Here is a 14110-nt window from a genome sequence, read left to right as displayed (position 1 = left end):
ATTAGAAAAAAGCAAATGGCCATCTTAGTGTGCGATTAACTCAATCGGTTTTAAAAAGGCAAATCATTTGTTTCGTCATCTGCCGGTTCCGGAGGAATATCTCCAACAGAGAATTCCGGCGGCGGTTCCGGTAGATTCTCTGAAGCCGGTTTTTCAATTTTCCAAGCATTAATGTTGTGAAACCACCTGCCGTTATATTCCCTCGATTCAACATTAAACGAAACTTCAATTTCTTCACCTGTCGACAGTCCTTCAATTAATGAAGTTTTATCGTTAAAAAGTGTGAAGCAGATTTTCTTTGGGAATTGTTCGTCGGTTTCGATTACAAACTCTTGTTTTTTCCACTCTTTGCCTGCACGGCTTACACCCGATTCGGCCTTTAATATCTGTTGGACTTTTCCTTTTACCTGTAAACTCATAAAGCGAAAATAAAAAAGAAACCCTTTGCAAAAAAATATTACAAAGGGTTTTTATTCAAAAGAAATTAACGTTTCTTATTTTACTATTTCAAGTAATTCTACTTCGAAAATCAATGTTGAATTCGGACCGATGTCAGCACCGGCACCACGTTCTCCGTATGCAAGGCTGGCAGGAATATATATTTTCCATTTTGAGCCAACAGACATCAATTGAAGGGCTTCAGTCCATCCCGGAATTACCTGATTTACTCTGAAAACAGTGGGTTCTCCACGTTCAACAGAGCTGTCAAAAACAGTTCCATCGATAAGCGTTCCGTGATAATGAACACGTACCTGATCTTCTGCAGCTGGTTTGTCTCCTGTTCCTTCTGTTAAAACTTCATATTGGAGTCCACTTTCAGTTACTTGCACACCTTCGCGTGATTTATTTTGTTCCAGAAATGCATATCCTTCTTCCAGATTTGACTGAGCTTCTTTTTCTCCGGCTGACGTAAAAAACTTACGAACAATTTCATTTGCCTCTTCTTCAGTTATCACACCTTCTTCACCAAGAGAAGCTGTACGAAAGGCTGCAGCCATTGTTTCAATGTTCATTTCGTCGCCACCAGGTGCTGATTTTAGTTGTTGTTTGTTGTTTGCACCAACCAAAAAGCCAATAGCATAACTTGCTGAATCTGCCGAGGTTTCCAGTTTTGCATTTTGTACAGCCCCGTTTTGCTGACAAGATGTTCCGGCAATTCCCAATACAATTGCCAAAAGATAAATAATTTTGTTTCTCATGATTATCATTAAATTAAACGATTTCCAATAGTTCAACATCAAAAATCAAGGTAGCATTAGGACCGATTGCACCACCAGCACCTCTTTCTCCGTATGCCAGCGAGGGAGGAATAAAAAGACGCCATTTGGAACCTGTTGACATCAACTGAAGTGCTTCAACCCAGCCTTTTATTACACCGTTAACGGGGAAAACAGCTGGTTGTCCTCTCTGAACCGAACTGTCGAAAACCGTTCCGTCAATAAGTGTTCCGTGGTAGTGACATTTTACCTGGTCTTTTGCAGTTGGAATATCTCCTGCTCCTTCATTTAGAATTTTATACTGTAGTCCGCTTGGCAGTTCTGTTACTCCATTTTCTTTCGCGTTCTCAGCCAAAAATTGCTTCCCTTTTTCAAGGTTTTCGCTTCCTTGTTCCTGGCCGGTTTGAGCCATAAAATTTTCAAGAATATGGTTGGCTTCTTCAACCGTTAATTTGGGCTCATCACCCGAAAAAGTATCTTTTAAAGCTTCTAAAAATATTTCCGGATTAATGGTGGTTACCCCTGAATTGATCAGGTTCCCGGCAACACTCATTCCTAACGCATAACTAAACTGTTCTAATTCTCCTTTAATCTTTTTTTCTGTCATTAAAATTCCTTTTTTTGTTTAAGAGTTGCGAAGATAACGTAATTTTTTGGCAATTAAACTTTTAATCTTTTTTTATTCCGCGTAGCATTTGTTTTTTCCCTGGTGGGCCGGGAAGCCTTTCCATTACGTAACCAATTTGAGCTAAATTCCGCCTTATTTCGCCTTTTGCACTGTAGGTTACAAGAATGGCTCCTTCCGAACACTGGCGATAAATGGGATCAAATATTTGTTGGGTCCACATTTCAGGTTGCTTGTCGGGGCCAAATGCATCAAAATAGACCACATCAAATTTTTTAAGCAGAGACAAATCAAATTCCCGGATATCTGAGTGTATCTTATTCAGGTAAAAATATTCTGAAACAGGGATTAATTTATTCCACTTGCAGGAGTGTATTTTTTTGAAAATGGCTTTTTCTTTTTCTGAAAATAAGGATTCGTGGTCTAGTTGCTCCAAAGTAAGTTTGTCCAACGGAAAATTATCAATACTGTAATAGTAGGTCATTTTTTTTTGCCTTTCTGCTTCAAGAGCAGTTAAAATACAATTTAATCCGGTACCAAAACCAACTTCAAAAACCACGGGAGATTCTTTTTTACAAAAAGAGTAGCCTTTTTCAATATAGACGTAATTTGACTCTGTAAGTGCTCCATTTACAGAATGGTACTGCTCGTCCATGCCCGGAATATATATAGTTTTTGAGCCATCAGCAGTTTGTATTATTTGGTGTTTCATTTTTATTAAAAGGCGAATTTAGCCTTGAATTCGTACAAAAAAATTATTTTTACGCGGCAAATTTAGGAAAACTGCTGGGTGAATTGTTTCGTGTGGTCATAATATTTTCAGATCAATAAAAAGCATGTTTGTAAAATTATATAATGAAAATCCAAATCAGAGGGAAGTGCGAAAAATTGTGGATATTTTGCGCGAAGGAGGGCTTATTATATACCCAACAGACACGGTGTACGGATTAGGCTGTGATATTACAAACAATAAGGCGGTTGAAAAAGTAGCACGGATAAAAGGTGTTAAAATTGAAAAGGCTAACTTTTCATTTATTTGCAGTGACCTGAGTCATTTATCTGATTACACAAGACCAATTTCCAATACTGTTTTCAAATTGATGAAAAAAAATCTTCCCGGTCCTTTTACATTTATTCTTGAAGCCAATAATAACGTACCAAAATATTTTAAAGGAAAGAAAAAGACAGTTGGAATCAGGGTTCCCGCTAATAATATTATTCATGAAATAGTAAGCGAACTGGGCAATCCGATTGTTTCGACCTCTATTTACGATGAGGATGAGATTTTGGAATACACAACCGATCCGGAACTTATTTACGAAAAATACAAAGACATGGTTGATGCAGTAATAGATGGTGGGTATGGAGAGTTGGTGCCTTCTACTATTGTTGATTGTTCACAAAACGAACTTGTAATTTTACGTGAAGGGAAAGGTGTTTTGGAGTTCTGAAGATATTCTGCGATAATTTTTATTCCTTCCAGAAAGTGGGTGAGAATAAAACCAAAACAGTAAACAATTCCAATCTTCCAAGAAGCATTAAAAAAGAGAGAAACCATTTACCGGCAGGGGCAACATGAGCAAAATTTTCTGCCGGACCAACACGTCCCAGACCAGGCCCGATATTTCCCAAACATGTAGCAACTGCTCCCATTGCTGAATCCAGATCGGGTTCGATAAATGTAAAGATTACCACACTAAAGCCGAAAATAATAAAGTATAACATAAAAAACGCCAGAACATTAGTAACAATTTTGGCATCTACGGAATGCTTGTTAAACTTTACGGGTATGACAGCTTTCGGATGAATCATTCTGCGCAGTTCATAATAACTGTTTTTAAACAATATTACAATACGCATTATTTTTATTCCTCCGCCTGTCGAACCCGCCGACCCTCCAAAAAAGAACAAAACAAAGATCAGAATGGTAAGTATCGGAGGCCAAAGTAGGTAATCGGATGTGGCAAAACCTGTGGTAGTAATTATTGAAACCACTTGAAAAAGAGCATCTCTGAACGCCTGTTCTACACCTAAGGAAGAGGTTAACACCAATCCTAAAAAAATAACAGCAGTAAATCCCAGGATAAAAAGACTGTAATATTTAAATTCTTCATCTTTCAGCACTCTACCTACTCTTCCTTTTAAAGCGATATATGACAATGTGAAATTTGTTCCGGCAAAGAACATAAAAAGAATAATGACATATTGTATAAAAGGAGAACTCCAATGTGCAATGCTGGCTTGTTTCGTTGAAAAACCACCTGTTGCCATTGTTGTAAATGAATGACAGATTGCATCGTAAAACGTCATTCCGCCAACCCAAAGCAAAATTGTTTCGGCAACGGTAAAACCAAGGTATATAATCCAAAGTGTTTTAGCTGTTTGACGTATACGGGGACTAATTTTGTCGGGTGTCGGCCCGGGAACTTCTGCCATAAAAAGCTGCATTCCTCCAATTCCAAAAACAGGTAATATGGCCAGTGATAAAACAATAATTCCCATACCGCCAAGCCATTGGGTTAAACTTCTCCAGAATAAGATTCCATGTGGCAAAGCTTCAATATCGGCTAAAATGGATGAGCCTGTTGTGGTAAAACCTGATATGGTTTCAAAAAAAGCATTGGTAAAGTTTGGAATTGAGCCGCTAAGTATGTAAGGCAAGCTGCCAAAAAATGAGAAGATAATCCAGGCAAATGAAACAATAATAAAACCTTCTCTTTTTCCAATATCCCGGGAAGCATTTTTTGTTAGTAAAAGAATTAGTCCGCCTGTAAGTACCGATATTCCTGAAGAAATAATAAAAGCGGTAATATCATGTTCTCCGAAAATGACTGAAACAGCCAATGCAAGTAACATGGCAATTCCTTCAACTAAAGACAAAAAACCAAGAACACGAAATATAAGTTTTAAATTCATTTGTTTTCGAAAATTCTCCCAAATCTACTTAAAAAATTTCTCTAATTTTTTTATGCCGGAGGGGAGTGTAAATACTACTACTTTATCGCCTTCCCTTATTTCGCTGTCTCCGTGGGCTATGAAAGCCTTGTCTCCTCTGATTATCCCACCGATTTTTGCTTCATCAGGAAAATCCAGAAATTTGATGGCACGTTGGGTAATTTTTGCATTGGGTTTTGCAATAAATTCGAAAACCTCGGCGTCGGATGCAGTCAAACATTTTACTTTCGAAATTTCAGCATTTAACGTAAAACGATAGATATAACTTGCCGCATTCAGTTTTTTATTTACAATTGTTCCAATGTCCATATTTTCTGCCAGCCCCATAAAAGCCAGGTTCTCAACCTCGGCAACTGTTCTTCTGACTCCGAAGAATTTTGCAAGGTGACAGTTTAAAATATTTGTTTCCGAGTTTCCGGTTGTGGCTACAAAGGCATCCATTTTTTCAATTCCTTCTTCCTTGAGAAGATTCAGATTTCTACCGTCACCATTAATTACCAATGCATTTTCAAAGCGGTCGGCAATTTTTTCGCATTTTTCGCGGTTAATTTCAATTATTTTTATCCGGTACTGGTCGCCCAACTTTTCAACTGCTTTTTGTGCAATCCGGCTTCCGCCAAGGAACATAATGTTTTTTACGTCGAACGTTTTTTTCGCGGTTAGATCAAATACATGCTGTTGTTCGGCTCGCGTGGTGATAAAAAATACAATGTCGCCATCTTTAATAAAATCGGTACCTTTAGGAATAAGTGTCTCGTTTCCACGGTTTATGGCAACTACCAGGATATGATCATTTTCCTGCGACAGTTCCTCAAAAGTTTTATTTAGAATTTTAGCACCTTCTCTTACTTTTATTCCGAGTAAAATTAATTTTCCATTCGAGAATTCAATCATTTGTCGGGTTCCGGTTTGTTTTACCGACGCAACAATCTCTTTGGCAGCCAGACTTTCAGGATAAATAAGTTCGTGAATTCCAAGGTTGTTGAGTTTAGCACGGTAACGTTCCTGTAAATATTCTGAATTGTTAATCCTTGCTATCGTTCTTGCAACTCCAAGGTAGGAAGCCATTGAGCAGGCGAGAACATTTCGTTCCTCGAAAGGTGTAACCGCGATAAACAGATCGGCTTTGGCCAGTCCTGTTTGTTTCAAATCCTGAAAGGAATGGGCGGAACCAGTAACGGTCATTAAATCGACATCGCTGCTTATTTTAGATAATTTTTCGGGTGAGTCGTCCAACAGAACAATGTCGTGGTTTTCGTTACTTAACATTCTTGCTAAATGAGTTCCAACCTCTCCGGCACCTGCAATTACAACTTTCATGAATTCAATTTTTTATCAATCTTAATAGTCTTCCCAAAAACTATTTTGTTATCCATCTCTTTTCAGATTGTGAGTCTGTTTTTCTGTCTTTTTCTAATCCGCGACAAAATAAACCATTAAGTTCTAAATTTCCAGAAAATAATGGACGAATATTATATAAAAAAATATTCTTTTAATGTGAAAAGTTACCATTTTTTTTGGTAAGCACCTTGTTTTGTTACATTGAAAATTTGATTTGAAAAGGGATTGCTTTTTGGAATAAATCTTTTGTTTGTAATAATAATTGAAGATTTGTTGATGTGGTTTTGTTTTTCTTTAGTGAAATAAACAGGATTTATGACAAAGTCGGCGATAATGTTGGGAGGGAGTTTATTTGCATTTTCGTTTTCTGCAATAATTTTACCTTTAAAGAATATAAGTCCGTTTTTGATAAATAACTCTTCGTTTTTAAACGTTTTGTTTGGATTTAAATAACGAGCCGGGTTCAGATTCATTTTTACTGTGGTATTCTCAATAAAGGTTTTTTCATAATCTTCGTTGTGTATTTCGTTGTCTGAAATTACATAGTTTGATTTGCCGGAGATAAGCTGCAAAATAAGATTCTCCGCACTGTTGTATACAATAAGTTGATTTGTGTTTCTTGATTGAATTTTTTGAATCAGAGAATTGCAAACAAGCAGTAAAATTGAAATTAATGTGATTTTGATATATAACGTGCGAGGCGTTTTCAGGATTAAAAGGAATGAAACTAAAATAGTAACAACAAAAATAAGTTCCGGTGTTGTGAACGAAATTTTCTGAACAGCAAATGGTAAATTCTCAATTTCTTTAAGCAGAAAATAGATGTTATTGAGTACCCAATTGATTGCGAAAGAGATACTGTTTGAAAGTATTGGAACTGATGAAAAAACAAGAAGCAAAATTCCCAGGGGAATTAAAACAAAAACCGCCGGTATAACAAAGAGGTTCGAAATAAAAAAGTAGCTCGGAAACTGGTTGAAATAAAAGGTAGAAATTGGGAAAGTGGCAATTTGAGCTGCAACAGATACGGTTAAAAGTGTCCAGAAATAGTTAGGGAGTTTATATTTAATTGGAAGTAATCCACTTATTTTTGGTTGAAGGTACACAATGCCAAAAACAGCAGAGAAGGAAAGTTGAAAGCCAACTTCGAACAAATTATTCGGGTTAATTAATAACAGGAACAGGGCAGAAGCAGCCAGGGAATTGTATATATTTCCTTTGCGTTTGATACTATCGCCAATAACAAAAAAGGAGAACATCGTTGTAGCTCTCAGTACCGATGGAGACAGGCCGGTAACAAAAGCGTATGTCCACAGGCAAAATATGGCAAGCAATGCAAAAAGTAAGCGGCCCGTTTTTTTTCGTTTGATAAAACCCAAAGAAGTGATAAGAACCCAGTATATGATACCAACATGCAGACCCGACACCGCAAGTACGTGCATGGCACCCGCTGAAGAGAATACTCTTTTAATTTCCGGGTCGAGCTCCCGTTTGTAACCAAGCGTCAGTGCTGACAGGATCTCAAATTCGTTTTCTCCGATGTTTTGCTCCCTGTACTTTTTTAGCAGTTTATCGCGTGTTTTTTCGGCAAGAATAATTAACGACAATTTTGGTTTCAAGTCGGTTTTTGTCCATTCGTCAGACGGTAAATAAATTTGTCGGTAGATTTTTTTTCTCGCGAGGTAGCTTTTGTAATCAAATTCAAACGGATTTCCATTGTTTTGGATTATTTGGGGTGATTGAGAAAAGATGATTTGATCTCCGGGGGAGAGTGATGACATTCTTTTATCAGGTTCAAAATAAACAATAATTTTTTCTTTTGTTTTAGTGTATTTGTTATCTCCCGAGCTTGAAAAAGCGCGTATTAAAAGTGCTGATTTATATGAATTTTCTCTTTCTTGAGGAGTTTCAAAAACGGTTGCCAGAAATTTCCCCTCTTTATAAAATGTTGGCTTTTTGTTATACAAATGAAAAGTAAGCACGCCGACAGAGAAAAATAGAAAGTGTACTAAAACGCCAAATAGGGTTCGGCGGTTAAATGAATAATTTTTATGAAGAAAAATGAGTAAAAAAAGTACCGTAATTACTAGAGGAAGAATTAGCAGTGCCGGGATTGCAGCTTGCGCACAAATGATTATCCCCAGTGCCAGGGCAATGGTCAATCGGAGAAAGGGAATTTTTTGTACTGTTTGGTCCAAAATTTCAGTTTGAAGGATTTGTTATTTCAAACGGAAATTTTGAAAAAAGGTTATGTTTTATTTAACAGGAGCTTTTATTCTGTAGTGTGGCTGAACCTTTCCTCGGGCAATATTTGTAAGTTTACCTTTAAGCAATCTTTTTTTCAATGGCGATAAATAGTCTATAAATAACTTACCTTCAAGATGATCGTATTCATGTTGAACAATTCTTCCCGCATATCCTTTAAACGTTTCTTCATGTTCAACAAAGTTTTCGTCAAAATATTTTATACGCACATTATCGGGTCTTGAAACATCTTCTCTTATTTCAGGTAAACTGAGACAACCTTCATTCATAATCCACTCGTCCCCATATGTTTCAATTATTTCAGGATTAATAAATACCTTTTTAAAATCGGCCAGTTCCGGCTCTTCGTCAGCTCCCGATGAAGCATCAACAATAAAAATCCGAATGGATTTACCAATCTGTGGCGCTGCCAAACCAACTCCATCCGAGGTATACATGGTTTCCCACATATTTTCAATTATCTCGTTTAATCCTTCAAAATCTTTGTCAATATTTTTTGCTGTTTTTCTTAATAAAGGATCGCCGTATACTGTTACCGGGTATTTCATTTATATTCTGTTTTTATTTGGTGTGAAATTACCTGAAAGAACAGGAATTATATTTTATTTCTTTTGTATTCTAAATAGTTTTGCAAAATAATGGTTGCACTTATTGCATCAACCATAGCTTTGTCTCTTCTTTTTTGTTTTTTTACTCCTCCGTCAATCATTGTCTGAAAAGCCATTCTCGAAGTAAATCTTTCGTCAAATGTTTCCAGTTTTATTTCGGGATATTTTTTCTCGAATTTTTTTAAAAAAGGATTAATATAATTAACAGCTTCCGAGGGTTGGTTGTTCAGTGTCATTGGATAGCCGACAACAACTCCGTCAACTTTTTCATCCTGAAAATATTTATTTAAAAACTCCCAGATGGTGTGTGTTGCAATTGTGGTTAAACGATTGGCAATTATTTGTTGCGGATCGGTAACTGCTATTCCCACTCTTTTCCTTCCGTAATCGATAGCTAAAATTCTTCCCATAATATTTCGGCGTAAAATTAGATAGATTTTATAGAATAAAAAACAGATTATAAGGCTTTATCGATGAGGGTTTTGTGTTTTTAACGAAATGTTAAAAAATGTTTTGGCACAGGCTTTGCTTTATTTCATAACATATCGATATGAATAAAGGCGCCATTAGAGCATAGCAAAAAACGTTGTAGAATTTACTAAAAAACAAAATCATGAAAACAAATAAAATAAAACTGCTTGCTACGATGGTTACTCTTGCAGCAGTTGTAATAAGCACAGCAATTCCTGCAACAGCTCAACGCCAACAAAGTAAGACAAACAAAACTGAAACGCGGGTACAAAAAAGCGATAACAGACGAAGCAGTGGCAAAAAAACGAAACAATCGGACTCCAGGAAATTTGAATCTAAAAAGAGTACTTCAAAAAGTACAGTTAATCGAAATTCGTCAAGCAGATCAAATGATATCTCAAGGAGCAGTGTAAATAAATCAAGTCGTTCACAACAGCAGAAGAATAATCGTGAAAACAGGTCTGCTTCAAACAGGGGGACAGCCAACTCAGGGAAAAGCTCTCCTAAATTTAAGGATGCAACCAGAAATACTCAGACTGGAAACCAACGCAACAGTAGTGTAAACAGACAGGTTGAAAGAAATAGAAATTCTTCCTCTGCCGTTAATTTAAACAGAAACGATCGTAGACCGTCGGGCCGGGAAAAGAGTGCAACTTACCATTTTAATTCAACGCGGAATACAAATAACAACGTGCGTCGCACAACTGGAATAAATTCGCGCGAAAAATACCGGCTGGATACCAATGACAAAAGATACACTCCAAACAGAGATTACAGGGGAAGCAAACAGGTTTGGAATAAAAGCAGAAGGCCAGGTAATATGAACTATAACCACAGAGATAGGGGATATTACAAGAAATACAATTACAGTAATCACAAACATTGGGACAGAAGTTGGGAAAGGTATCGTTGGAATTTCTATAGCTGGAGAGACTATTATCATGGATACAATCCCTATTCATACAGATACCACAAACATTATTATCACCATCCTGTATATGGTCACGTAATCCGCAGGTTTGTTTACAGTCCGAACATATTTGTATATAACCATAACAGGTATTATTGCTACGACGGGCATTTCTTCAGATTCTTCAGAGGTGTTGGATATGTTTTGGTGGATGTGCCTTTCGGAGTTGTTTTTGACGCACTGCCTCACGAATATGAAAGAGTGTATATTAACGGATATCTTTACTTCAGAGTCGGTAATTTATTCTTTGAGTTTACAGATTTTGGTTTTCGTTTAGTGCATTATCCCGAAAGATATTACTCTTTTGATGACGGTTACCGGAATGATGGCTATTATTTTGAAGACGACCTTTACTACTGATATAATTCTTGTTTATAATTTTGAAAAAGGCTACCTCTGTGGTAGTCTTTTTTTGTCTTTATTTTAAAAGTGTAAATAAACTTGGCCTTATTACGTTATATATATTATGTAAACACCATGCAGTTGATTTGTATTTTATAAACAGATTTAACTAAATTGTAGATAAATATGTTTTTAGACCTGATTTCAAATGGTAGATTTTAGTTATTTTTACTTAACCAATTAGAAATACAATGAGTTCAAAATTAAAGCGAGATCAAATTCCACCAGTTGAAGCAAGGAACTGGAGAAAAAATTTTAACGAAGAAAAAGAAAAAACATTTAACCTTATTGTTCCCCAAATTATACTTGAAAAGGATACCTATTTAAAGTTGGCCGGTGAGAACGAAAACCGGGTTCGAATCTACCTGGCGTTAGAAGAAGAAAAACAAAATGGCAAAAATGTATTGTGTGCATATGCCGTTTCTGCATTTTTGCTGGGAAGCGGCGATGTTTATGCCGATTATGAAACACCGGTTTTTAAACTGGAGGAAAAGAATGTGGATTATTCCAATAACACACAGGCTGTTATCGGTAGTATCAGGAGATACCGGAAATGGCGGTCGGGGGAAATTGATGCTGAAGATGCAGAGGCAAAAGTACGAAGGTATATTTACCCCAATGCCTATCTGCTCACCAAGTTCGAATTACACGAGATATTTATTACTCAAAGTCAAACAGAAGCTGAATTGGATTTTGGTGTCAAAAAAGCGATGGATGTGATGATTTATCCGGAGCCGACCGAGATGAGAGCAGAGGATGACGATATGGAAGTGTTTGACGGAAGTGGCTTCTGCCCTCCATTTTGCGATGAGAGGAGTATTTACAATACATAACACTGATTGTTCCTGTGAATTTTATTTATCTAAACTGGACTTCCATTCTAATTCCGTTTATTGTTGGATTATTTGTTTTTAAAAGTTTTGACAAAAATCTGAAAATAATATTCATTTTTGTTTGTTACGGGACGGCTAACGAAGTATTTACCAGACTACTTTTTTTGCTCGCTGATGTTAGAAATGCGATGCCAGTATTGCATTTGTATGGAGCTGTTTCCCTTGGATTGCTTTTTACATTCTATTTTTATGTTTTAAGAGGTCTTATAGATAAGAGGATTTATTTAATCTTGAGTTTTGTTTTTATCGTATATTGGGTAGTCAATTCGTTGTTTATTCAAAGTATTTATGAGTATCCGTCTTTACCGAGTTCGTTGGGAGACATATTAATAATTTTATTATCCATCATGTATTTTTATAAAGTGATGATGGAAGCAAAAATTGTTAAACTTGCCGACGAACCTTTGATATGGATCAATACAGCTATTTTAATTTACTATACAGGAAACCTGTTTTTTTACATTTTGTTTAACAATATTCTGGCAGTTTCAAGGGAATTTTCAAAAATTACTGTGTATTATTATTCCGCTTTGATGGCTTTATTTTATATTCTGATAGCTGTTGGTTTTTTGAAGGCTGGTAAACGAAAAACAGTCGGTTAATAAATTGATTCCGGTGTTCAATAAATAAATGATTTCAGATAAAAGTTTATGAAATTGTTTTAATTTTAGCTTCCCTAAGGGATTTCTTAAATGTTTGTTTGATGCCGGAAACCGGAATTACCGATATTACAACCGTTTATTATATTGGTTCACTCGGAATGATCATTCTTGCAGTGGCCATCTTTTTCTTTTTTGTTGCTTATCAAAAAAGGCTTCTGAAAAAAGAGTTGGAATTAACTAAAGTGAAATCGGACCAACAGGAAGAAATATTACGAAATACAATTTCTGCTCAGGAAAAAGAAAGAAAGAGAATTGCACGCGATTTACACGATGAAGTTGGAGCGATGCTGTCGGTTGTAAAACTGAATGTGGGGCAGATTGAAAAAAAATCGGAATCAGAAAAAGCAAAAACACTTGCAGGAGAAACAAAATCCTATTTAGATGAGGTTATTACACAGGTAAGGCGTATTTCAAGGGATTTGTTACCTCCTTCACTTGAAAAACTGGGGTTAAGTTTTGCAATACAGGAATTAGTCAACTGGATCAATAAATCAGGGAAAATCGAAATTGAATATTGGAGCACCGGAGAGCCTGTTCGGTTTGAAATAAAGAAGGAACTGGCCGTTTTTCGTATTGTTCAGGAAATTGTAAACAATGCGTTGAAACATGCAGAGCCATCTCGAATTCAAATAAAAACAAGGTTTTTAAACTCCTCTCTAGCAGTTTCCATCAGCGATGATGGGAAAGGATTTGACTTGAATGAAAAACTGGAAACAGGCCTGGGATTAAAAAATTTGGAGAGTCGTTCCGGAACAATAGGCGCCAAATTTAAAATGAGATCGATCCCGGGAAAAGGAACGTTAGCTATTATTTTTGCCAATTTTTAGAATCATTCTTTCTATGGAGAAAATAAACGTAGTAATTACCGACGATCACCGATTATTCCGAAAAGGTATTCATTCGATTGTTAAAGATTTTGAGTTTGTAAATGAGATATACGAAGCAGAAAATGGTTTGGAACTGATTAAATTGCTTCATGATTTAGAGGTTAAGCCTGATGTCGTTTTGCTTGATATAAAAATGCCCGTAATGGATGGCATTGAAGCTACACAGAAAATAAAGGAGCAATTTCCAGATGTGAAAATTTTGATTCTGACCATGGAAGACGACGAGCAGATTATACTTTACATGATAAACAAGGGAGTAAACGGATATTTATTAAAAAATGCCGACCCCGATGAGTTGGAACTTGCCCTTTCTCAACTAATCGAGAAAGAATTTTATTTTCCATCTGATATTTCAAATTTGGTTTTACGGAATATTCACAATGGAAGCAGAAAAGAGATTTCTTTGAATCCGGAATTGTCGGAAAGAGAAATTCAGGTTCTGGAGCTTATTTGCAAAGAAAATACAGCACAGGAAATAGCAGAGGTTTTATCTATCAGCAAAAGAACTGTCGAGGGCCACAAAAAAAGGCTTTTGGAAAAAACAGAAACAAAAAATATGGCAGGATTAGTTGTTTTTGCTTTTAAAAATAAGATAGTTCATATATAAAAAAAAGGCCGCTATTTTGCGGCCTTTTAAATAGAAATTTCTAGTTGTTCCCCATTTTAGCTTAGAATTTTTCAGTACGGAAGGGATTCCAAAGTTAGAGAGTTTGAACTGAAAACCTTTACGATACAAAAAGGAACGCTGTGTGTGACTAAGAATAACTACTAACTAATGTGCGGGGAATATCTTAAATGTTGTTTTATGTCTTTT

Annotated in this window: 15 protein-coding genes; 6 read left to right on the top strand and 9 right to left on the bottom strand. The window is 36.2% G+C overall.

The features are described from left to right. Nucleotides 1-50 precede the first annotated feature (50 nt). From K5G00_RS06460 to mnmD, 4 genes are all read right to left on the bottom strand, one after another. Nucleotides 51-419, bottom strand: coding sequence for a DUF3127 domain-containing protein (locus K5G00_RS06460; protein ID WP_238765320.1), 369 nt, complete (start codon nt 417-419; stop codon nt 51-53). Between the two features lie 75 nt (nt 420-494). Further along, a complete protein-coding gene (locus K5G00_RS06455; RefSeq protein ID WP_238765319.1) occupies nt 495-1199 on the bottom strand; it encodes an FKBP-type peptidyl-prolyl cis-trans isomerase in 705 nt (234 codons plus the stop codon). A gap of 13 nt (nt 1200-1212) precedes the next feature. Beyond that, complete coding sequence (locus tag K5G00_RS06450; protein WP_262921298.1) at nt 1213-1824, bottom strand: FKBP-type peptidyl-prolyl cis-trans isomerase; 612 nt, start codon at nt 1822-1824, stop codon at nt 1213-1215. Nucleotides 1825-1885: 61 nt separating this feature from the next. Beyond that, nucleotides 1886-2554, bottom strand: coding sequence for a tRNA (5-methylaminomethyl-2-thiouridine)(34)-methyltransferase MnmD (gene mnmD, locus K5G00_RS06445; RefSeq protein WP_238765318.1), 669 nt, complete (start codon nt 2552-2554; stop codon nt 1886-1888). Between the two features lie 124 nt (nt 2555-2678). Here mnmD and K5G00_RS06440 point away from each other — a divergent pair, with 124 nt between their 5' ends. Then, nucleotides 2679-3293, top strand: a complete 615-nt coding sequence (locus K5G00_RS06440; RefSeq protein ID WP_238765317.1) for an L-threonylcarbamoyladenylate synthase — start codon at nt 2679-2681, stop codon at nt 3291-3293. A 19-nt stretch (nt 3294-3312) separates the two neighbouring features. On the opposite strand, the gene K5G00_RS06435 is transcribed toward K5G00_RS06440, so the two are convergent. The 5 genes from K5G00_RS06435 to ruvX all read right to left on the bottom strand — a co-directional run bounded on the left by K5G00_RS06435 (nt 3313) and on the right by ruvX (nt 9421). Further along, on the bottom strand, nt 3313-4758 hold the full coding sequence (locus K5G00_RS06435) for a TrkH family potassium uptake protein (protein ID WP_238765316.1): 1446 nt from the start codon (nt 4756-4758) through the stop codon (nt 3313-3315). A gap of 24 nt (nt 4759-4782) precedes the next feature. Then, nucleotides 4783-6117, bottom strand: a complete 1335-nt coding sequence (gene trkA / locus K5G00_RS06430) for a Trk system potassium transporter TrkA (protein WP_238765315.1) — start codon at nt 6115-6117, stop codon at nt 4783-4785. Nucleotides 6118-6302: 185 nt separating this feature from the next. Beyond that, entirely contained in the window at nt 6303-8336 is a 2034-nt protein-coding gene (locus K5G00_RS06425; RefSeq protein WP_238765314.1) for a ComEC/Rec2 family competence protein, read from the bottom strand. Nucleotides 8337-8393: 57 nt separating this feature from the next. Continuing rightward, the gene (def, locus tag K5G00_RS06420) at nt 8394-8951 is read right to left on the bottom strand and encodes a peptide deformylase (RefSeq protein ID WP_238765313.1); all 558 of its coding nucleotides are present in this window, start codon (nt 8949-8951) and stop codon (nt 8394-8396) included. A gap of 47 nt (nt 8952-8998) precedes the next feature. Beyond that, nucleotides 8999-9421: a Holliday junction resolvase RuvX gene (gene ruvX, locus K5G00_RS06415; RefSeq protein ID WP_238765312.1), complete on the bottom strand. Its 423-nt coding sequence runs from the start codon at nt 9419-9421 to the stop codon at nt 8999-9001. A gap of 203 nt (nt 9422-9624) precedes the next feature. Between ruvX and K5G00_RS06410 the strand changes: the two genes are divergently transcribed. From K5G00_RS06410 to K5G00_RS06390, 5 genes are all read left to right on the top strand, one after another. Further along, entirely contained in the window at nt 9625-10812 is a 1188-nt protein-coding gene (locus tag K5G00_RS06410) for a hypothetical protein (RefSeq protein WP_238765311.1), read from the top strand. Between the two features lie 233 nt (nt 10813-11045). After that, on the top strand, nt 11046-11687 hold the full coding sequence (locus K5G00_RS06405) for a hypothetical protein (protein ID WP_238765310.1): 642 nt from the start codon (nt 11046-11048) through the stop codon (nt 11685-11687). Between the two features lie 14 nt (nt 11688-11701). Next, on the top strand, nt 11702-12349 hold the full coding sequence (locus tag K5G00_RS06400; protein ID WP_238765309.1) for a hypothetical protein: 648 nt from the start codon (nt 11702-11704) through the stop codon (nt 12347-12349). 101 nt (nt 12350-12450) lie between these two features. Further along, a complete protein-coding gene (locus K5G00_RS06395) occupies nt 12451-13236 on the top strand; it encodes a sensor histidine kinase (protein WP_238765308.1) in 786 nt (261 codons plus the stop codon). 13 nt (nt 13237-13249) lie between these two features. After that, a complete protein-coding gene (locus K5G00_RS06390; protein WP_238765307.1) occupies nt 13250-13903 on the top strand; it encodes a response regulator transcription factor in 654 nt (217 codons plus the stop codon). The last annotated feature ends 207 nt before the right edge of the window (nt 13904-14110 follow it).

It is taken from the genome of Maribellus maritimus, assembly GCF_022267315.1.
Lineage (GTDB): Bacteria > Bacteroidota > Bacteroidia > Bacteroidales > Prolixibacteraceae > Draconibacterium > Draconibacterium maritimum.
The sequence above is the reverse complement of the archived record's forward strand: the minus strand, read 5'-3'. Positions and strand labels throughout refer to the sequence as shown.

Coding starts and splice junctions, on each gene's coding strand:
- K5G00_RS06455 (WP_238765319.1), bottom strand. CDS start 1,199: ATGAGAAACAAAATTATTTATCTTTTGGCAATTGTATTGGGAATTGCC.
- K5G00_RS06450 (WP_262921298.1), bottom strand. CDS start 1,824: ATGACAGAAAAAAAGATTAAAGGAGAATTAGAACAGTTTAGTTATGCG.
- K5G00_RS06440 (WP_238765317.1), top strand. CDS start 2,679: ATGTTTGTAAAATTATATAATGAAAATCCAAATCAGAGGGAAGTGCGA.
- def (WP_238765313.1), bottom strand. CDS start 8,951: ATGAAATACCCGGTAACAGTATACGGCGATCCTTTATTAAGAAAAACA.
- K5G00_RS06435 (WP_238765316.1), bottom strand. CDS start 4,758: ATGAATTTAAAACTTATATTTCGTGTTCTTGGTTTTTTGTCTTTAGTT.
- K5G00_RS06395 (WP_238765308.1), top strand. CDS start 12,451: ATGCCGGAAACCGGAATTACCGATATTACAACCGTTTATTATATTGGT.
- K5G00_RS06405 (WP_238765310.1), top strand. CDS start 11,046: ATGAGTTCAAAATTAAAGCGAGATCAAATTCCACCAGTTGAAGCAAGG.
- K5G00_RS06390 (WP_238765307.1), top strand. CDS start 13,250: ATGGAGAAAATAAACGTAGTAATTACCGACGATCACCGATTATTCCGA.
- mnmD (WP_238765318.1), bottom strand. CDS start 2,554: ATGAAACACCAAATAATACAAACTGCTGATGGCTCAAAAACTATATAT.
- K5G00_RS06410 (WP_238765311.1), top strand. CDS start 9,625: ATGAAAACAAATAAAATAAAACTGCTTGCTACGATGGTTACTCTTGCA.
- trkA (WP_238765315.1), bottom strand. CDS start 6,117: ATGAAAGTTGTAATTGCAGGTGCCGGAGAGGTTGGAACTCATTTAGCA.
- K5G00_RS06460 (WP_238765320.1), bottom strand. CDS start 419: ATGAGTTTACAGGTAAAAGGAAAAGTCCAACAGATATTAAAGGCCGAA.
- ruvX (WP_238765312.1), bottom strand. CDS start 9,421: ATGGGAAGAATTTTAGCTATCGATTACGGAAGGAAAAGAGTGGGAATA.